The organism is Rhodococcus sp. IEGM 1366 (assembly GCF_033142425.1).
Taxonomy (GTDB): domain Bacteria; phylum Actinomycetota; class Actinomycetes; order Mycobacteriales; family Mycobacteriaceae; genus Rhodococcus_F; species Rhodococcus_F globerula.
Genome location: NZ_JAWLRZ010000004.1, coordinates 316891 through 335800 on the forward strand (window position 1 = coordinate 316891; position 18910 = coordinate 335800).

The following is an 18910-nucleotide window of genomic DNA, read 5'->3' on the forward strand; positions in this document are numbered from 1 at the left end:
GCACCCACTCTAGGCGCTTGTGTTCTAGTGGCAGGTTCCGAGTTGCGTGCCCTGCTCGGTGCCGTATCGGTGACCGTGACCCGCGGGGACGTCGAGGGAGGCGAGCATGTCGACGCTGGTCTGAAGGAAACTGACCACCGGAATCCACTGCGGCATCGGGGCGTCCTGGACCGCGCGGCTCAGGTCTGGTGGCGTCGTCGCGAGGGCCGGCGACCACCACACCACAGGATCGGAGGTGTTGGCCAGAACGGTTGTCCCGTCCACTCGGGTAGCGCCGGCGGGCGGTCCGGCCCAGAGGACGGCGCACAACTGCGTCGGAAGGGCCTCGGCCAGGGCAGCGCTGCCGCCCACGGCGCCAAGACTCTGGCCGTAGAGATAGAGGTCGGGGCGTTCGGTGGCGGGAAGTTCCGCGATGCGGGTGGCGACCGCGGTCAGCATTGCCTGCGCCGATTCCTCGGCATCGGAGCGTTGGAACAGAAATGCAGCCCAACTCGGTGCAGCGGAGTACTGCTGACCGACGATCGCGACGTCACTGCCGAATCGCTGCTCGATACCGTCGACGGCCCGAGTGTCGATCCACCCCGAACCGGTGGGGACGGCCACAACGACGGCGCTACGAGCAAATCCGCCGACGCGGTCGAGTTCGGCCACCGCATGGTCGGCCCGCGATCCTGCGTCCGGTCCGGAGTCGAGATCGGCGTAGACACGCACCGAATCGGTCCCGGAGGCAAGGAACTTCTGCCCTTCCACTGACTGCGCCGACGCGGTGGCGATGCTGCCGAAGGTCAGCTGAAGTCCGAAGGCGCAGATCGCTGCTATGCCGATGGTGCGGGCAAAACCCAGGCGGTGCAGTACTTTCCGAATGCCGGATGCCGCCGAGGTCAGGATCAGCACGGTCAGTGTCGTGATGCACATGACTTCGATCCAGTAGCGAATTCCGACCGGCGGCGCCCCCATCGCAACGCGGAGTGAGTTCTGCCAGCCGTTGGCAGACGTAGCGAACAGTGCAACAACTGCGGTGGCAACGATCGCAGTTCGGGTGCGCCAGGATCGAGTGTCGAACCGTTCCGATCGTGTCCGCAGCGGCAGTGCGTGCCATGCAGTCGTCAGTGCCCAGGCAACAAAGATTCCCACCGCCATGAGCACACCGCTGAAGAGTCCTTGCAGTACGGCGGTTCTCGGCAACAGGCTGGGTGCCAGAGATACTGCGGCCATCGAACCCGTGGCTACCGTTGCCGAGATGCGGGGGAGCGGGACCGCTGCGATCCGGGAGAGCACCGACGGTTGGACGGTATCGAGAACGCTCATGCTGCAACGGCTTTCTGCGAGTAGGCGCCGGCCGCGGCAGGTCGCCGTGGCCGAAGGAAGGTGAGTCCGAGTGCGGAGAGGCCGAGCACACCAGCGGCGGCGTATCCGAACCCGGATTCCTGAACCGGCGTCAGGTAGTTCTGACGCCACGAATTTCCGTTCACGGCAGTGGTTGCGATGTCGGCCATGGCAAAGCAGTAGGACCGCGTCGCCCGGGATTCCCTCGTGTCACAGGCATCGTGCATTCGCTGGTCGAGTTGGCCGTCGAGCGCTTGCCGTGCCCACGGGCCGAGCTCGTCGCCGTGGAACTGTGCATAGCGGAGCAGGTCGTAGCCGAGATCGTGGGCCTTGCAGGCGGAGTCGAACTCGTCGGGAAGGGGAACGGGGGACGAGCAGGCACCGTTCGGATTGGCGAGGTGACCGGCGACGATGACGGGTTCGTAGCCTGAGAACGCGGCAAAGTCGCGCGGCACGCTTGGTGCGGCATCAGAGCTGGTGACCGCTGCAACGGCCTGTGCGGCAAGGTGATTCTCCGGCGCTGCCGCTTGCACGTCGCGAGGTGCGGCACTGATGGTGACCGTCGCCGCTGCGACAACACTCAGCGCTGCCCAGGTTGCGCTGCGCTGTGTCGCCCAGATAGCGCTGCGCTGGGGCAGCGTCGTTGCTCGTGTGATCCGCATGCTGTCGACGCTATGAACGGCGGGCGCACCTGAGCATCGCTCCGCAGAGTGGTTTGTCTGTGCTCTGGGGTGAGAGGAACCCTGGACCACTGATACTGCGGAGTTAGGGGTTTCTCACTCCGCAGTATGACGACTTTCGAGGGTTCGCTTTCTAGGCTGGACAGGTGATGAAGGCAGGAAAGATGAAAGTGGCGCAGGCGAGTGTGACCCGCGCGTCGCGGCGGTTGACCGGTGATCAGTTCGCGAACGTAGCTGTAGTTGTCGTGACGTTGATTCTCTTTACGGTCGCCTGGCCGACGTTGCACCTGACGCATGCGGTGTCACCGCCGATTCAGCCGTTCGTGGCTGCGTTGGCCGCGTTTCCCTTTGTCCTGATCCGAATCAATCCCGCTCTGGGATGGGCTGTTTCCGCGATCTCGGCGTTGGTGATTCCACACGTATTCGATCTCGTGCCCGGGTACGAATATCCCTGGCAGGTCGTTCACATCATGGTGATCATGGCTCTGCTTGCCGCGGTCAGTCTCACTGCTGCGGTACCGGTGGTGGGGGTTGCGTGGATCTCGACGGTCCTGTTGTTCTTTGCCGAGACTCCGGGCCAGGACGGTGCCGGGTGGGCGGTGGGTCTGACCGCGCTGGTGGTCTTTTGCTTCCTGATTCGGTGGCTTGTTCTTTCACGTCGTGCGTTGGCGAAGCAGGAAGAGGTAAATGAAGTCGAACGTGCCCGCCGAACCGTGTTGGAAGAGAAGGCCCGGATAGCCCGCGAGCTGCACGACATTGTCGCCCACCACATGTCGATGGTGGTGGTGCAGGCGCAGAGTGCGCCGTACCGACTCGGCGACGTGACGCCCGAGATCCGCGCCGAGTTCGACTCGATCGGTGACACGGGGCGCGCTGCGCTCAACGAGATTCGCGGGTTGCTGGGTGTACTGCGCAGCGACGCCGAAGCCACCCAGGTCGCACCGCAACCGGGAGCGCTGCAACTCGACGAGCTACTGGCAGGCAGCGCCCGCGCGGGAATTCCGTTGGTATGGAACGTGGATGGTGATCGAACACGCGTGTCGGCGTCCACCGGTCTTGTCGTGTATCGCATCGTGCAGGAATCGATCACCAATGCCGTCCGGCATGCACCGGGTAGCCCCATCGAGGTGTCCGTCGAGTTCGGCCAAGCGTCCACGCAGGTTCGGGTGGTGAACGGACCGCCGGCGGGTGGCGGTGTCCCGACTTCCAGTGTCGCCAAGTCTTCGGATACCGCCGGTGGCAATGGAATCCGCGGGATGGTCGAGCGTGCGTCCGCCGTCGGCGGAATGGTTGACACGCAACTGCTGGCGGGCGGCGGGTTCGAGGTCCGCGCTATATTGCCGACGGTCGCCGCCTAGGCTGTCGGAGTGCCCATCACAGTATTCATCGCCGACGATCAGGCAATGGTCAGACAGGGATTCGGAGCCCTGCTCGCCGCGCAACCCGATATCAGCGTCATCGGAGATGCCCCCGACGGCAGGGTTGCGGTTGCCGAAGTAGCGCGCCTGCGCCCCGACGTCGTGTTGATGGACGTGCGGATGCCGGAGATGAACGGCCTCGATGCAGCGCGCCAGATTCTGGCAACGGGTGGGGAGCCACCGGTTCGGGTCCTCATGCTCACGACTTTCGACATCGATGACTACGTCTACGAGGCTCTGCGGATCGGTGCGAGTGGTTTCATGCTCAAGGACGCCCCCGCCGAGGAACTGATTCGGGCGGTGCGCGTCGTCGCCGAAGGACATGCATTGCTGGCTCCGACCGTGACACGGCGGTTGATCGAGGAAGTGACGAGTAGGAGAACACCCACCCGGGTTCGTTCCAGCGCTCTCGACATGTTGACCCCACGCGAGCGTGAAGTGCTGGAACTGATCGCACGAGGGCTGTCGAACATCGAAATTGCCGAGCACCTGTTTGTCGCGGAACAGACGGTGAAGACACACGTCGGCAAGGTTCTCTCGAAACTGGACCTGCGAGATCGAGCACAAGCGGTTGTCGTTGCATACGAAAGTGGACTTGTCACACCGGGATGATTGCCGGGCTTGATCTGAAAAGTGACAATCCTGCGCCACCGCGCCTGCTGGGGGAAGATGGACAGCAGATCCTGCAATCACCCAACTGTTGAGAGGTGCTTTTTACAATGCGAATCGGAGTCCTCACAGGTGGCGGCGATTGCCCAGGGTTGAACGCGGTTATCCGTGCGGTGGTTCGCACGTCGGACGGGCGGTACGGCAGTACCGTCGTCGGCTTCCGCGACGGCTGGCGTGGTCTGCTCGAAGATCGGAAGGTTCCCCTCGCGGCCGACGACCGCATCAATCGCATCCTCACGCGCGGCGGAACCATTCTGGGAACCGCACGCGTCAACCCCGACAAACTGCGGGCCGGACTCGATCAGATCAAACAAACTCTCGACGACAACGGAATCGATGTCCTGATCCCGATCGGCGGTGAAGGCACACTCACCGCGGCCAGTTGGCTCGCGGAGAGCGGTGTCCCGGTGATCGGAGTGCCCAAGACCATCGACAACGACATCGACTGCACCGACGTCACATTCGGTTTCGACACAGCGCTGGCCGTTGCCACCGACGCGATCGACCGCCTCCACACCACAGCGGAATCGCACCAGCGCGTCATGCTCGTCGAGGTCATGGGTCGACATGCCGGCTGGATCGCACTGCAGGCCGGATTGGCGTCCGGTGCTCATCTGACGTTGGTTCCGGAGCAGCCGTTCGACGTCGACGAAGTGTGCGCCATGGTCAAGAAGCGTTTCCAGCGTGGTGATTCTCACTTCATCTGCGTTGTCGCCGAAGGGGCGATGCCCGATCCAGCTTCCATGACTTTGCGTGAAGGCGGCATCGACGAGTTCGGACACAAGATCTTCACCGGCGTCGCTCAGCAGTTGGGCAACGAAATCGAGCGCCGCATCGGCAAGGAAGTCCGGACGACGGTTCTCGGCCATATCCAGCGTGGTGGCACCCCGACGCCGCACGACCGGATACTCGCCACCCGCTTCGGCGTCCACGCCACCGACGCAGCTCATCGTGGTGATTTCGGCCAGATGGTGGCCCTGCACGGTACGTCCATCGACCTGGTTCCTCTCGCCGAGGCAACCCGCAAGCTCAAGACCGTGCCCAAGGAGCGTTACGAGGAGGCAGCCGCATTCTTCGGCTGAGCGTCCGGCGCATAAACTAGTCACCATGACTGCTGTCGATGCGCCCGACATCCTCGATTACGACGAAGTGCTGACCAAGTACGAGCCTGTGATGGGTATGGAGGTGCACGTAGAACTCGGCACCGCTACCAAGATGTTCTGCCCGTGCCCCACCGAGTTCGGTGCCGAACCCAATACCCAGGTATGCCCGGTCTGTCTGGGCCTGCCAGGTTCATTGCCAGTGGTGAACGCTGCTGCTGTCGAATCCGCGATCCGGATCGGTCTTGCGCTCAACTGCTCCATCACACCGTGGGGTCGATTCGCGCGCAAGAACTACTTCTACCCGGATCAGCCCAAGAACTACCAGATCTCCCAGTACGACGAGCCGATCGCAACCGAGGGCTACCTCGACGTGATCCTCGACGACGGCACCACGTGGCGCGTCGAGATCGAGCGCGCCCACATGGAAGAGGACACCGGTAAGTCCCTCCACGTGGGTGGCGCTACCGGTCGTATCCACGGTGCCAGCCATTCGCTGCTCGACTACAACCGTGCCGGCGTTCCCTTGGTGGAGATCGTCACCAAGACCATCCACGGTGCCGGTGAGCGCGCCCCCGAGGTCGCTCGCGCGTACGTCACGGCGCTTCGTGATCTGCTGAAGTCTCTCGACGTCTCCGACGTCCGCATGGACCAGGGTTCGATGCGCTGCGACGCCAACATCTCGCTGATGCCGATCGGTTCCACCGAACTGGGGACCCGCACCGAGACCAAGAACGTCAACTCCCTCAAGAGCGTCGAGGTCGCAGTCCGCTACGAGATGCGTCGTCAGGCGGCAGTGCTCGACGCCGGTATCGAGGTCATCCAGGAGACGCGTCACTTCCAGGAAGCCGACGGCACCACCTCCGCTGGTCGACGTAAGGAAACCGCGGAAGATTACCGCTACTTCCCGGAACCCGACCTCGAACCCGTTGCCCCCAGCGCCGAGTGGGTCGAAGAACTGCGCGCCACTTTGCCCGAGCTGCCCTGGATCCGCCGTGCGCGGATCCAGAAGGATTGGGGGATCTCCGACGAGGTCATGCGCGACCTCGTCAATGCCGGTGCCATCGACCTGGTCATCGCCACCACCGAAGCCGGCGCTTCGCCAGAAGCCGCCCGATCCTGGTGGTTGTCGTACCTGTCACAGCAGGCCAACACTCGCGGAGTTGAACTCGGCGCGCTGCCGATCACGCCGTCCCAGGTCGCGCAGGTTGTTGCTCTCATCGACAGCGGCAAGCTCAACAACAAGGTCGCCCGTCAGGTTGTGGACCACGTCCTCGACGGTGAGGGTGATCCCGAGCAGGTTCTGGCGGCACATCCCGAATTGGTTGTCGAGCGTGACGAGACCAAGCTCAAGGCTGCTGTCGACGAGGCACTCGCTGCCAACCCCGATATCGCAGACAAGATCCGCAGCGGCAAGGTGCAGGCCGCCGGAAAGATTGTCGGCGACGTCATGAAGGCCACCCGCGGCCAGGCTGACGCGGCACGGGTGAAGGAACTTGTCCTGGAGGCATGCAGCTAGTCTGTCGCACACTCAGTACTGAGCACTGATGCCCAGCCGAATCGAATTCGGCTGGGCATCAGTGGTTTACCGCTGTCGATCTACAAGCCAGGGACCACAACCGCGCGGCCGCTGAGCGTTCCGGCGGCCAAGCGTCGATACGCTTCCGCTCCGTTGTCGAGACTGAAGGTCTCGACCGCGATGTCGAAAATGCCGGCGTGCGCGAGGTCGATCAATTCGGTCAACTCGTTGCGGGCGCCCCAGTACGGAACTGTCACCGAAGCCTCGTAAGGACTTTGGAAGAATCCAACTTTGGCGTGCGCCTGGCCGTCGCCGATCCCGACGATCGTGACGTCCGATCCGACGCCGGCAACCGCCATCGCGGTGTCGATAGTGGGCTGATAGCCGACGAAGTCGAGAACCAGTGCGGCGCCCTGACTTCCGGTGATCTTGCGGACGTTCTCGGCCGCGTTCTTGTCGGATAAGACAACTTCGTGAGCGCCCACCTTGGTTGCCAGTTCGAGCTTGTCCGCGCTCACGTCCAGTGCGATAACGGTAGCCGCCGAGAGGTGGCGGAGGAGTTGAATGGCAACGTGGCCGAGGCCGCCGGTTCCGATGACAACGGCGTACGAGCCTCCGCGAAGTTTTGGCAGAGAACGTTTGATCGCGTGATACGGCGTCAAGCCTGCGTCGGTCAACGGCACTGTCTTGACCGGGTCGAGGTCACCGATCGGGACAAGGTGGCGAGGAGAGTCGACGATCATGAACTCGGCCAGCGCGCCGGGGGCGCCCAGTCCGGGAGGGTGAATGCCGAGTTCCTCTGCGCGAGAACAGTAGTTTTCGAGTCCCTGTGAGCAGTGCCAGCAATTTCCGCAGCCCCACGGACCGTAGACCACGACGTTGGTTCCGATGTCGAGACCTTCGACGCCGTCGCCAACCGCTGCGACACGGCCGGCACCTTCGTGGCCGAGAGTGAGCGGCAGGCCGTAACTGTACTGCTCTTCCGGCAGGCTCATGATGAAGTCGTCCGAGTGGCAGACGCCGGCTGCGGTTACTTCCAGGAGCACTTCACCTGGACCAGGTTCGGGTTTGGGAATCTCCGTGAGTTCGGGTTCAGCGCCGATTCTCGTGTACTGGATTGCCTTCATTCCGACTCCTTTGTCCCGACTGCGTTGTCGTGGTTGGTCAACGGGCCCTGGCAGCGTGGTGATTAGTCCCGCTAACAAAAGGGTACGCGTCAGCGCATGTTCGGTCACGGGATCGGTGAGTCTGTTCAGAATGGCGGTGGGTCGTTGCCGTAGTCGATGTGTTTGCTAGGTGTGCGCTTTCGGGGCACATGCTGTCGGCGTGTGGAGATCGGGAAGGTTTGGCGGCGTTTGCGTTCCGCGTGTTGTGCTGTGCGGTGCTGAATCTTGACGCGCCGGTGTTTGCGTTCGCTTCGGATACGGGCAGCCTTGTTCTCCAACCGTGTGCGTCGCGGTTTGCCGCCTTCCGGTGGCGGCGGTTCCTGTTGGCCGGCGAGTAGTCCGGCAGCTCTGGTCCGGTAGCAATGACCGGTCTGCGAGGTCAGGGTGACGCTGCGATCCGGGTTCGGGTGGAGCCTCCAGTGTCCGGAGTGCTTGAGGCGGTGATGGTTACGGCAGAACGCACTCAGATTCGACGCGACCGTTTTCCCACCCTTCGCGGGGTTGGTGTGGTTGAACGGATCGTTGTGGTCGAGGTCGCAGTTCCAGGCGGGGACATCGCAGTGCGGCCACTGGCAACTGCCCGCGCTGACCCGCAGCCACGCATCGAGCGCTGCCCCGGGACGGTAGACCAACGCTGACGCGGGCTCATATGTCGGTTCGGGATCTGCGGGTACGCGGACTTCTTTTATCGCAGCGTCTTTTGCGATGTCACGGGCATGCTCGGCGCTGATCACTCCGTACCCGTCGAGGTGAGCGGGTTCGTCGCCGCCGGGAGTATCGCTGCCGGCGAAGGTGGATTCGTGCATCACGACATGCACGAGTGGCCGGCGAATGATGACCATGCCGCTGCGATCTTGCGGGCAATCGTCGCGCTCGCAGTCACACACCAACACCGTCGAACCACTCACCAAAGCGCCCAACGCGTCGGCTCGGCGCTGCTCATACGTACGGGAATCATGGCGGCACACCGACATCGCCAATTCCCGCAATCGGCCGTCGAACGCGCGGGCTTGCTCCGCCGGGATGCTGCCGAGGATGCGGGCCATGCCGTCCTCGGCGGCGCTGACTCCGACAAACCTGTCGGCGAGGGCGCGGCGTCGTCGTTCTCGCATGCCTTCCGGATCGACGCGGGCGACGATCCGGTCGATCGCCGCGGTCAACCGGCGACCCGTCAACCCGATACCGCCGTCCACGGCTGGAGCGAGCACCTGCTCGAGCAGCAAGCGTTCGACTTCGTCGATCAGCTCGTCACTGACATTCGCGGTCGCCGATTCGATCAACGTGACCCGGTAGAAGTCGAGCTCGCCGCGGGCCATCGCCGCCCGTGTGCGATGCAACCGCGTCTTCAAAGCAAAACCCAACCCGATGAGCTTCCCGGCCGCGGCACGCCCCATCGTCAGGACCGCGCCAACCTCGGATTCGGCCAACTCGTGCGCCGACGACGTCCACGTACCGCCCTCGACATGCTCGGCGCTGCGGCGGGTGAAGAACTCCGCCACCACGGCCAGTTTCCGCTCGACCAACATCGCCTCGCACGAATGCAACTGAGCCATCAAATCAACCAGGGCGCAATCGGTTTCGGTACCACTCAGCTCTGCTGAGATACCGAAACTTCCCACCCCCGAATCGAACATTCCCCAACCCTAATCGAAATCCTGTTCGATTACGAGGGCTCCCGAAAACCAGTCGGAAAAGTCTGAATGTCGACTGGAAACTTCAGGGCGGCTTGGCTTTTGACGAGTATCAGTCGACTCCGCCACCGCCGCTGGGCATGGGAATCTTCACTACCTTGTCGTCATTCGGGCCAGGTTCGCCCGCCGTCTTGTTGACGGTGCTGACCCACAGCAATCCGTCCGCGCCCAAGGCCAGGCCTTCGAGTTGACCGTAAGTATCCTTGGCAACAGCGCCCGGCGGTGTGGTGATGGCGCCGGTACCGGGGTCGGTTGCCAGTGAAGCCACGGCTTTACCCGCGCCCAAAGCCACTGCAACAACGCCTTGTACTGCCACGCAGCCGCCCACTCCCGGGCGGTCGGGCCACGTCCAAGCCGGAGCGGTCACGGTACCGTCTGCACCTACCCGCTGGAGGCGATCCTCCAGTGCGGTGCGATCGGTGACCCACGTCGCGATGCCGGGTTCCACGCACACGCCACCGCCGTTACCGATACCTGACAGGACAACGTCGGGGCGCGGGGGAGCGGCATTGGGGGCGAGGGATCGAACGCGAAGCAACTTGCCGGCCAGTGATGCGGGATCGTTTGCAGCAGCTGGATTTCCGGCATCTCCGGTCAGGACCATGAGTTGATCGGGTGCGGCAAACTCGAGGGAACCTCGGTTCCCGTTGGTGCCCCGAGGAATTCCTCCGAGGACTACCTTTGCGGTATCACCCGGCGCTATGCGGACCACACGATTGTCTGAGCCCGTCGTGACGTACGCGTAGATCAGGTTGTCTTCGACGAAGGTAGGGGACAGGGCAATATCGAGTAGTCCGCCGTCAGCACTTCCGTCGACGTCGATCTTGGCGACCTCGACGGGGATTTGGCCGGGGGCGACCTGCAGGATCCGGCCGGTCCGGCGTTCGGCAACCAGACCTGAGTTTCCGTCTGGCAGGGTGAGAAGTCCACCGGTGGTGTCGAGGCACGTTGCGATGACCGCCGGGTCGGCATCCACACACGGACCGAGGGGGCCGCGCGGTGCTATGGGCGGAGCGGTAGTTGTCGAGGGTTGCGGGTTCTGCGGCGCAACTTCCGCGTTCGATTGGATGGTCGGTTCCGGAGTGAACGGGCTTGCCGTCGATTCGTCGAAGTCGGCGCAACCGGAAAGGACGGACGCAGCGAAGGCGAGTGCCAAGGTTGCCGATGCGGCGCGTCGTGTTCTGCGCGACGTGTTGCGTCCACCCGTAGTCATGGTGAAGACGTTACGTAACCGATGCCCTGCGCCGCCACGCCGGAGTAGGTTCCCCGACCTCGTCGCGTCACCGCTTTAGGCTCTCCTACGTGACTGACGAGCGAAAAGACCCCAGCGAACTGTCGGAACCCGGCGTGGCGACGGGCAAAGTGTCCAGTCCTTACGACTCACCGACGGAGCAGTTTCCTCCGGTGAATGCCCGCAATTCGTTGCCGCGAACCGACGACGATCTCGATTTCGGTTCAGCGCAAGCAAATTCCGTGACCGAACAAATCCCGGCATATCGTCCGGGGTTACTTGATAAACCGACTGAGGTGCTCACACGCGATACCGCGTACGAGATGCCGGCCGATCCGGTCGCGGTCGCAGACCCGATTCCGGTGGCCGAAGATCCGCGGCCGAGCCGAGGAACACTGGATCTCGGTCTTTTGGCGCTCCGGTTGGCGGTGGGCGGCACCGCGTTGGTACACGGATTACAGAAGCTGACGGGTTTGTGGAACGGCCCGGGGCTGGGCGGCTTCGAAACAATGTTGGCCGAAGCGGGATTCGAACAGGCCAAGTTGTTGGCAATTTTGGGTGCGGTCGGCGAGGTGGCTGGTGGCGCACTGCTGATTTTGGGTCTGTTGACTCCGATTGCCGCGGCGTCGGTGCTGGCCGTGATGATCAATGCATGGGCGCTTCGTCAGTTGGCTGAGCCCGGTCTCGAGTACTTTGCGCCAAACGGAACCGAGTACGAGATGCTCTTGGGGATCTGCGCTGGTGTGATCATCCTCACGGGACCAGGGCGAATCGCGCTGGACGGCCGCCGAGGCTGGGCGAAGCGGCCCTTCATCGGTTCGTTGGTTGTGCTGATTCTGGGTATCGGTGCCGGCGTGTGCACGTGGATTTTCCTGAACGGGGCAAACCCGCTCATCTGATCGGATGTAGAAAAACAGCCGCCCGCCTCTCCGAAAGGGAAGGCGGGCGGCTGCTGTTTGTCGATCTGGGTTGATCAATCCTTGACGAGCACCGGTGCGGCATTGGCGGCCGGGATCGCCGTGCCGTCCTTCAGCTTGCGACCGAGTACCGATTTGCGGTGACCGTACGCGAAGTACACGACAACGCCGATCGCCATCCAGACCACAAATCGAATCCAGGTTTCGACCGACAGGTTGAGCATGAGCCAACCGCAGGCGAGAACCGCGAGAATCGGAACGAACGGCACCCACGGCACGCGGAATCCGCGCGGCAGATCGGGACGGGTGCGGCGAAGCACGATCACGCCGACGCAGACGAGCACAAAGGCGAACAGCGTGCCGATGTTGACCATCTCTTCGAGAGTTCCCATGGGGAAGAAGGCAGCGAGCACTGCGACGATGCCGCCGACGATCAGCGTGATGCGCAGCGGGATGCCCTTGCTGGTGGTCTTGGCAAGCTTCCTGGGCATCAGGCCGTCACGTGACATGGCAAACAGGACGCGGGTCTGGCCGAGCATCATGACCATGACAACAGTGGTCAGGCCGGCGAGGCCGCCGAAGTTGATGGCAGTTTGTGCCCATCCGATTCCGTTGGCTTCGAAGGCGGTGGCGAGCGTGGCACTCGAGTCGCCGACGAGCGGGCTACCGTCCTTGAGTTCGGTGTACTTGACCATGCCGGTCAGAACCAGGGTGACAGCGACGTACAGGACGGTCACGATCGCGAGCGAGCCGAAGATTCCGCGCGGCAGCGACTTCTGGGGGTTCTTCGTCTCTTCGGCGGTGGTAGCGACGACGTCGAACCCGATGAAGGCAAAGAAGACCAGGCTGGCAGCGGCAAGGAGACCGTATGCGCCGTAACTGCTTCCGCCGGCTCCGGTCAGCCAGGAGAACAGCGTCTGGTGAATTCCGCTAGCCGTGCTCTCTGCGCCTTCGGCGGGCGGGATGAAGGGCGAGTAGTTCTCCTTCTTGATGTAGAACGCACCGACGACGATGACAAGGAGAACAACTGCGATCTTGATCGCGGTGATGACGGCAGAGACTCGGGACGAAACCTTGGTGCCGATCGCGAGAATAAGTGTGATCGCTCCGATGATGAGCAGTGCGCCCCAGTCGAAGCTGATGGATCCGATGTGAGCTGTGGTGCTTCCGCTCGCCCCGATCACATTGCCGAGATAGAGCGACCACCCCTTGCCGACCACGGCGGAGGCAAGTGCAAATTCGAGGATCAGGTCCCAGCCGATGATCCAGGCTGCGAATTCGCCGAAGGTTGCATACGAGAACGTGTACGCGCTGCCGGCGACGGGGACCGTCGAGGCAAACTCTGCGTAACAGAGGGCTGCAAGTGCACACGCGATGGCTGCAAGAACAAAGGCCAGTGAGATCGAGGGGCCCGCTACGTTGCCGGCTGTTCTGGCGGTGAGGGTGAAGATACCTGCGCCGATGACAACGGCGACGCCGAAGACCGTGAGGTCCTTCGCGGTCAGTTCCTTTTTGAGCTTGGTTTCAGGCTCGTCGGTGTCCGCGATCGATTGCTCGACGGATTTGGTGCGCCATATGCCGACTCCGGGCATGTATTGCTCCTTGATTGATTCCCGGCGACCTTGTGGGGGACGGGAGGTGGCTGACAGTTGTCGAATGTGATGTGGGTCTCATCGACTAGATGAGGGAACCATTGGTGAGCGCAGTGCGCAAGTCGCGGCCACTGAACTAAATAAAATGATCACTTCACTCGCCATCAACCCCCCGTACATATCTGTTTTGATCAGCTGGCTCCGTGCACACTACGGGAAGTGAATTCGATCACGCACATTTCGTACTAATGCGTCCGAATTGTCCGCAGCAGCAGCGCATTCCGGTCAGTCTCTCCGCGCGTCGTGTCGCGTCATTTCAGTACCTGTCGGTCGGTCTTGCTATCAATAAGCGATCAACCGCGACGCTCGCGGTACCCGACTTGAAGGAGATCGTGATGATCCAGGCCCATCTCGACGCGTTGCACGGGCTTCCGGCTTTCGACTTCCCAGCTGCGGGGGCGACTGATTCAGCACTGCCCGCTGCGGGTGCTGTGGCGTGGCGCATCTCGGTGGAACCGTATTCGGATGACTCGGAAGAGTTTTCCGAGGCCTGGGCACGGTTTGTCGAGAAGGTGGACCTGTCGGCGGTGCAGGCTCTGATCATCGGCCAGTGGGGTGAGTCGTACGAGGTCAACTCGTCGTCGATCGTGGAACTGGTTGTCGAGCAACGTCACCGGTTGACGTCGCTGCGGGCGCTATTTCTCGCGGACATCACACAGGAGCAGCAGGAGATTTCCTGGATTCAGCAATCCGACGTCACCCCTGTCCTCGGGGCGTTTCCGGAGTTGGTCGAGTTCGGCATTCGTGGTGGCACGGAATTGCAGTTCCCGGAAACAGGCCACGCCGCTTTGCGACGATTGACCATCGAGTCGGGTGGACTGCCCGCCGCAGTTGTCCACGGAGTGTCGTCGAGTAACTTCCCGGCGCTCGAGTTTCTCGATCTGTGGCTCGGGACGGACAATTACGGCGGAGACGCGACAATCGAGGATCTGGCTGTCATTCTCGGCGGTACGAAATTGCCGTCGTTGCGGCACCTGGGCCTGCGTAACAGCGAGATTCAGGACGATATCGCCAAGGCGATTGTTACCGCCCCGATTCTCGGGCAGCTCACCACGGTGGATCTTTCGATGGGCACGCTCTCGGATGACGGTGCCCAAGCGCTTCTCGACACCAGTTCTTTCAAGGGTCTCGAGTTTCTCGACCTGCACTATCATTTTCTCAGTGATGCCGCGATCACGGAATTGACCCGGCATTGCGCCGAATTGGGAGTTCGGGTCGATCTGTCCGAGCAGACCGACGCGGATGAGTACGACGACGAGATCTGTCGATATGTTGCAGTCTCCGAGTAATCCCTCGTCGCCGCCTTTCCATTCGAGGTTCGTGGTTATCGGGGTTCCGGGCAATCGTCGAGTTTCCGGGTTTGTCGACGCGGTCACGGCAGCGGGATTGCCGACTCCGCGTGTTCTGGGTTGGCGTGAGATTATCGGTCGAGATTACGGTTTCGACGCTGGCGAGATCGTTCGAATCGATTCGCCCGGAGAAGATTCCGTGGTGGACCGATACCTTCGCGGTACGGACGAGTCGACACGGGTTGAGGGCACCGGCAAGTGGTATCGACGATTCACTACCGAGATTCGCGAGATTACCGATCGAGCAGATCGCGTCGGTGCTCGGGTTCTCGGTGATGCGAACGAGATTGCGGTGATGTTCGACAAACGGCGCTGCCATCGCCATCTCGACGCTGCCGGGGTGCGGGTCCCCGCGGCGTTGGAGACTGCGCCTCGAAGCTACGCCGAGCTCGAGCAACTCGCGGCCGACGCACGCATGCCGCGAGTGTTCGTCAAACTCGCTCACGGCTCGTCGGCGTCGGGAGTGATTGCGCTGCAATGGGGTCCGCGCGGGCAGGTCCGGGCTGTCACCTCTGTTGAGGTGGGTGCTGATGGTGCGCTGCACAACTCACTTCGAGTGCGCACATATCGAACGAGGGCTGCCATCGCGTCAATTGTCGATCGGCTCGCGCCCGACGGACTTCATGTCGAAGCGTGGATACCCAAAGCATCGCTCGGCGGACGCACCGCCGACGTTCGTGTGGTGGTTGTCGGGGGTGTTGCCACCCATGCTGTAGTGCGGACCAGCGCTTCTCCGCTTACCAATCTGCACCTTGGCGGTACCCGCGGTGCACTCGTCGACGCGAAGGCTGTTGCAGGTGAGAATTGGTCACAGCTCCTGGAATTGAGTGAGCGGGCAGCAGCGTGTTTTCCGGCGGCACCCCATGTCGGAATCGACGTCTTGCCCGGCGTCGGGTGGCGACGCTTCACGGTGGGAGAGGTCAATGCGTTCGGAGATCTCCTGCCGGGGCTTACCGGTCTGCCCGGAAGCCCCGCCGAGGGAATGACTACGTATCAAGCACAAGTAGATTCGCTACAGAAATCGGAAAACATGGAGTATGCCCGGTGAACAACCGTGACATGAACGACGTCGACATGAACGACGTCGACACGAGCTACCCCGACATGAATGAGGTCGTGGGGCAGGACGACATCCTGTTGCTCACGTTGGACACGCTCCGCTACGACGTCGCCTGCGAACTGGCGTCGAGTGGCCGCATTCCCACTCTCGCGTCGTACCTCCCCGGGGGACGGTGGGAAAAGCGCCATGCCCCGGGAAGTTTCACCTACGCCTCTCATCAGGCGATTTTTGCCGGCTTTCTCCCGACGCCCGCCAGCCAGGGTCCGCATCCGCGACTGTTTGCCGCACGATTCGCTGGGAGTGAATCCACCGCCGACGGAACTTTTGTGTTCGAGGCCCCCAATGTGGTGGACGGTCTGCGGCAGGTCGGCTACCGCACTGTGTGTATCGGCGGGGTCGGGTTCTTCAACAAAGCCGCGCCCCTAGGTTCGGTGATGCCATCGATGTTCGACGAGAGCTATTGGGAATCGCGCTTCGGTGTGACGTCTCCGGAATCCTTCGAAGCGCAAGTCGAGTGTGCCGAGACGGTGGTGGCCGGTCTCGAACCGGACCAGAAGCTTTTCCTGTTCGTCAATGCCGCTGCGCTGCATCAACCCAATTGGTTCCACCTTGCAGGTGCTAGCGCCGAGTCGGGAGACACCCTCCAGTCCCATGCTGCCGCACTCGAATACATCGACCGCCATATCGCACGACTGCTGCAGGCCATGAGTTCACGGCGGCGGTGCTTTGCCATCGTCTGTTCCGATCACGGCACAGCGTACGGCGACGACGGTTGGACCGGGCACCGGCTGGGTCACGACAGCGTGTGGACAGTTCCCTATGCACATTTCTTCGTGGAAGGTCCACAGCGATGAGTCTCGCAGTTACGGTACGTCCGTACCAAAATTACGTTTATGCGTATCCGCACAAGACGGCGTACCGGCCGCTACAGCCTCGCCCGTCGTTGCAGAAATTGTGGGCATCAGAGCCGAAAGACGCACTGTCGCTGTACCTACATATTCCGTTCTGCGAGGTTCGCTGCGGATTCTGCAATTTGTTCACTCGTATCGGCGCGCCGGGTGAGATGACCACCGCATACCTCGACGCACTCGAGCGCCAAGCACGTGTTGTGTCGGACGCTGTCGGCGACGGAACTCACTACGACGCCGTGGCCTTCGGCGGCGGCACCCCGACCTTTCTCGACGCCGCCGAACTCGACAGATTGTGCGACATCGCGGAACTCAGCATGGGCGCCGATCTTTCATCTGTTCCGTTCTCGGTGGAGGCGTCGCCGTCGACGGTAACCGCCGACCGGATGTCCGTGCTGGCAGCCCGCGGAACTACTCGCCTGAGTCTGGGAGTGCAGAGCTTCATCGACTCCGAAGCGAGGGCGGCAGCGCGGCCGCAGAAGCGGGCCGATGTCGACGCCGCGCTCGGGCGGATCCGGGACGCTCGAATTCCCGTGCTCAACATCGATCTCATCTACGGCATCGACGGTCAGACCGAGCAGACCTGGCGGCAATCCCTCGACGCGGCGTTGGCGTGGGAACCGGAGGAGCTGTATCTGTATCCGCTCTACGTTCGAGCGCTCACGGGTTTGGGCAAGAAAACAGCGGTCACGGAATCCGATGCCGAGTGGGACGAGCGGCGTCTGCGCTTGTATCGGTTCGGCCGCGACTACCTCGAGCAGGCCGGGTATCGGCAGGTCTCGATGCGTATGTTCCAGCGCGAGGGTGCGGTCATCGACGGGGCGGCCGACTACGCGTGCCAGACCGACGGCATGATCGGATTGGGGTGTGGCGCACGCTCGTACACCGCTGACCTTCACTATTCGTTCGATTATGCGGTGGACATGCGGGAGATCCGCGGGATCATCGACACGTTCATCGCCCGGCCGGCCGACGAGTTCGCCTACGCGGAAGTCGGTCGATTCATGACTCCCGATGAGACGCGTCGCAGGCATCTCGTGCAGTCGGTGCTTCAGGCCGAAGGGATGGATCTGTCCGACTATCTCGCGCGGTTCGGAACACTACATACCGACGACTTTCCGGAGGAATTGAAGGCCTTCGAAGCCGCCGGGTGGTTGGCGGGTGATCTACAGCCCGATCGACTGAAACTCTCGCCCGAAGGTCTGGCGCACTCCGACGCGATCGGCCCGGCGTTGTTCTCAGCGAGTGTCCACCGGGACATGGCAGAGTACGAGGCCAAATGAACTCCTCGTTGTCGATTCTCTACCGCGGTCCGTTGGCGAGTTGTAATTACGACTGCCCGTACTGCCCGTTCGCGAAACGCCGTGATCCGCCAGCCGAATTACGTTCGGACAGAGCATCATTGGAACGGTTTGCAGCTTGGGTGGCCGAGCGGACGGATCTACGGTTGTCCGTGCTGTTCACACCGTGGGGTGAGGCGCTGGTGCGGTCCTGGTATCGGCGCACTCTCGCGGAACTGAGTTGGTTGCCTCACGTCGAACGGGTCGCGATACAAACCAATCTCAGCGCTCGTACCACGTGGCTTGCCGACGCAGACCCGTCGACGCTGGCGCTGTGGTGCACATTTCATCCGGGACAGATCTCGCTCGAAAGATTTCTTGTGAAATGCCGGGAACTCGACGGAGGTGGCATCCGCTATTCGGTGGGGGTCGTCGGATTCCCGGAGCATCTCGATCTTGCCAGTGAGCTGCGCCAGAAACTGCCCGAGAATGTCTACCTGTGGGTGAATGCAGCCGAGGGACGGGTGTATTCGGATGAGGAAGCGCAGGTCTGGACCGAACTGGACCCGCTTTTTCCCTACAGCCGGAACCCGCATCCGAGCGTCGGAAAAGCTTGCAGAACCGGAGAATCCGTCATTTCCGTCGACGGTGACGGCACCATTCGGCGGTGCCACTTTGTTCCCGAGGTGATCGGGAATCTGTACGACGGCAGCCTCGAGCAAACACTGACCGCACGAGAATGTCCAAAAACGATGTGTGACTGTCACATCGGCTACGTGCATCTCGAATCGCTGCCGCTCTACGACGCTTTCGCCGGGGGAGTGCTCGAGCGCATACCGGCCACGCTGACGAGTGCGCGTGTGAGCAGGCAGTTACCCCTGCACGTAGTGCGGTGAAACAGAAGATCCCCGGCCGCGTTATCAACGCTGCCGGGGATCTTCGCT

16 protein-coding genes are annotated in these 18910 nt (G+C 62.4%); 10 read left to right on the forward strand and 6 right to left on the reverse strand.

What is annotated here, in order from left to right:
• Positions 1-24: 24 nt before the first annotated feature.
• Positions 25-1308 carry an alpha/beta-hydrolase family protein gene (locus R4P64_RS14235; protein ID WP_317821322.1) on the reverse strand — a complete coding sequence of 428 codons (1284 nt, stop codon included), beginning with the start codon at positions 1306-1308 and terminating at the stop codon, positions 25-27.
• Entirely contained in the window at positions 1305-1988 is a 684-nt protein-coding gene (locus R4P64_RS14240; RefSeq protein ID WP_317821324.1) for a hypothetical protein, read from the reverse strand. The genes R4P64_RS14235 and R4P64_RS14240 overlap by 4 nt, the downstream gene beginning before the upstream one ends.
• Positions 1989-2155: 167 nt before the next feature.
• Between R4P64_RS14240 and R4P64_RS14245 the strand changes: the two genes are divergently transcribed.
• The 4 genes from R4P64_RS14245 (at position 2156) to gatB (ending at position 6712) form a co-directional block, all read left to right on the forward strand.
• Entirely contained in the window at positions 2156-3364 is a 1209-nt protein-coding gene (locus R4P64_RS14245; protein ID WP_033233150.1) for a sensor histidine kinase, read from the forward strand.
• 9 nt (positions 3365-3373) lie between these two features.
• The gene (locus tag R4P64_RS14250) at positions 3374-4036 is read left to right on the forward strand and encodes a response regulator (RefSeq protein WP_033233151.1); all 663 of its coding nucleotides are present in this window, start codon (positions 3374-3376) and stop codon (positions 4034-4036) included.
• Positions 4037-4143: 107 nt separating this feature from the next.
• The gene (locus R4P64_RS14255; protein WP_033233152.1) at positions 4144-5175 is read left to right on the forward strand and encodes an ATP-dependent 6-phosphofructokinase; all 1032 of its coding nucleotides are present in this window, start codon (positions 4144-4146) and stop codon (positions 5173-5175) included.
• Positions 5176-5200: 25 nt separating this feature from the next.
• Positions 5201-6712, forward strand: coding sequence for an Asp-tRNA(Asn)/Glu-tRNA(Gln) amidotransferase subunit GatB (gatB, locus tag R4P64_RS14260; RefSeq protein WP_317821327.1), 1512 nt, complete (start codon positions 5201-5203; stop codon positions 6710-6712).
• Positions 6713-6792: 80 nt separating this feature from the next.
• Here the strand turns inward: gatB and R4P64_RS14265 are convergent, their stop codons facing one another.
• From R4P64_RS14265 to R4P64_RS14275, 3 genes are all read right to left on the reverse strand, one after another.
• On the reverse strand, positions 6793-7839 hold the full coding sequence (locus R4P64_RS14265) for an NAD(P)-dependent alcohol dehydrogenase (protein WP_317821329.1): 1047 nt from the start codon (positions 7837-7839) through the stop codon (positions 6793-6795).
• Positions 7840-7964: 125 nt separating this feature from the next.
• Positions 7965-9512, reverse strand: coding sequence for an HNH endonuclease signature motif containing protein (locus R4P64_RS14270; RefSeq protein ID WP_317821331.1), 1548 nt, complete (start codon positions 9510-9512; stop codon positions 7965-7967).
• Positions 9513-9621: 109 nt separating this feature from the next.
• The gene (locus R4P64_RS14275) at positions 9622-10782 is read right to left on the reverse strand and encodes a PQQ-dependent sugar dehydrogenase (RefSeq protein WP_317821333.1); all 1161 of its coding nucleotides are present in this window, start codon (positions 10780-10782) and stop codon (positions 9622-9624) included.
• A gap of 89 nt (positions 10783-10871) precedes the next feature.
• Here R4P64_RS14275 and R4P64_RS14280 point away from each other — a divergent pair, with 89 nt between their 5' ends.
• The gene (locus R4P64_RS14280) at positions 10872-11699 is read left to right on the forward strand and encodes a DoxX family protein (RefSeq protein ID WP_033236595.1); all 828 of its coding nucleotides are present in this window, start codon (positions 10872-10874) and stop codon (positions 11697-11699) included.
• A 74-nt stretch (positions 11700-11773) separates the two neighbouring features.
• Here R4P64_RS14280 and R4P64_RS14285 read toward each other — a convergent pair whose 3' ends face one another.
• Positions 11774-13309, reverse strand: coding sequence for an amino acid permease (locus R4P64_RS14285; RefSeq protein WP_092808555.1), 1536 nt, complete (start codon positions 13307-13309; stop codon positions 11774-11776).
• Positions 13310-13704: 395 nt separating this feature from the next.
• Between R4P64_RS14285 and R4P64_RS14290 the strand changes: the two genes are divergently transcribed.
• The 5 genes from R4P64_RS14290 to R4P64_RS14310 are packed head-to-tail and all read left to right on the forward strand — an operon-like array spanning position 13705 to position 18862.
• Positions 13705-14658, forward strand: coding sequence for an STM4015 family protein (locus tag R4P64_RS14290; protein ID WP_045067921.1), 954 nt, complete (start codon positions 13705-13707; stop codon positions 14656-14658).
• 31 nt (positions 14659-14689) lie between these two features.
• A complete protein-coding gene (locus tag R4P64_RS14295; RefSeq protein ID WP_287163042.1) occupies positions 14690-15766 on the forward strand; it encodes an STM4014 family protein in 1077 nt (358 codons plus the stop codon).
• Positions 15763-16632 carry an STM4013/SEN3800 family hydrolase gene (locus R4P64_RS14300; protein WP_317821339.1) on the forward strand — a complete coding sequence of 290 codons (870 nt, stop codon included), beginning with the start codon at positions 15763-15765 and terminating at the stop codon, positions 16630-16632. The genes R4P64_RS14295 and R4P64_RS14300 overlap by 4 nt, the downstream gene beginning before the upstream one ends.
• On the forward strand, positions 16629-17969 hold the full coding sequence (locus R4P64_RS14305; protein ID WP_317821341.1) for an STM4012 family radical SAM protein: 1341 nt from the start codon (positions 16629-16631) through the stop codon (positions 17967-17969). Before R4P64_RS14300 ends, R4P64_RS14305 begins: the two co-directional genes overlap by 4 nt.
• Positions 17966-18862: an STM4011 family radical SAM protein gene (locus tag R4P64_RS14310; protein ID WP_317821342.1), complete on the forward strand. Its 897-nt coding sequence runs from the start codon at positions 17966-17968 to the stop codon at positions 18860-18862. The genes R4P64_RS14305 and R4P64_RS14310 overlap by 4 nt, the downstream gene beginning before the upstream one ends.
• Positions 18863-18910: the final 48 nt, after the last annotated feature.

What these genes read in the sequence shown, in the direction of transcription:
- R4P64_RS14235 (WP_317821322.1), bottom strand. Translation starts at nt 1,308, where the DNA reads ATGAGCGTTCTCGATACCGTCCAACCGTCGGTGCTCTCCCGGATCGCA.
- R4P64_RS14240 (WP_317821324.1), bottom strand. Translation starts at nt 1,988, where the DNA reads ATGCGGATCACACGAGCAACGACGCTGCCCCAGCGCAGCGCTATCTGG.
- R4P64_RS14245 (WP_033233150.1), top strand. Translation starts at nt 2,156, where the DNA reads ATGAAGGCAGGAAAGATGAAAGTGGCGCAGGCGAGTGTGACCCGCGCG.
- R4P64_RS14255 (WP_033233152.1), top strand. Translation starts at nt 4,144, where the DNA reads ATGCGAATCGGAGTCCTCACAGGTGGCGGCGATTGCCCAGGGTTGAAC.
- gatB (WP_317821327.1), top strand. Translation starts at nt 5,201, where the DNA reads ATGACTGCTGTCGATGCGCCCGACATCCTCGATTACGACGAAGTGCTG.
- R4P64_RS14265 (WP_317821329.1), bottom strand. Translation starts at nt 7,839, where the DNA reads ATGAAGGCAATCCAGTACACGAGAATCGGCGCTGAACCCGAACTCACG.
- R4P64_RS14270 (WP_317821331.1), bottom strand. Translation starts at nt 9,512, where the DNA reads ATGTTCGATTCGGGGGTGGGAAGTTTCGGTATCTCAGCAGAGCTGAGT.
- R4P64_RS14275 (WP_317821333.1), bottom strand. Translation starts at nt 10,782, where the DNA reads ATGACTACGGGTGGACGCAACACGTCGCGCAGAACACGACGCGCCGCA.
- R4P64_RS14285 (WP_092808555.1), bottom strand. Translation starts at nt 13,309, where the DNA reads ATGCCCGGAGTCGGCATATGGCGCACCAAATCCGTCGAGCAATCGATC.
- R4P64_RS14290 (WP_045067921.1), top strand. Translation starts at nt 13,705, where the DNA reads ATGATCCAGGCCCATCTCGACGCGTTGCACGGGCTTCCGGCTTTCGAC.
- R4P64_RS14305 (WP_317821341.1), top strand. Translation starts at nt 16,629, where the DNA reads ATGAGTCTCGCAGTTACGGTACGTCCGTACCAAAATTACGTTTATGCG.
- R4P64_RS14310 (WP_317821342.1), top strand. Translation starts at nt 17,966, where the DNA reads ATGAACTCCTCGTTGTCGATTCTCTACCGCGGTCCGTTGGCGAGTTGT.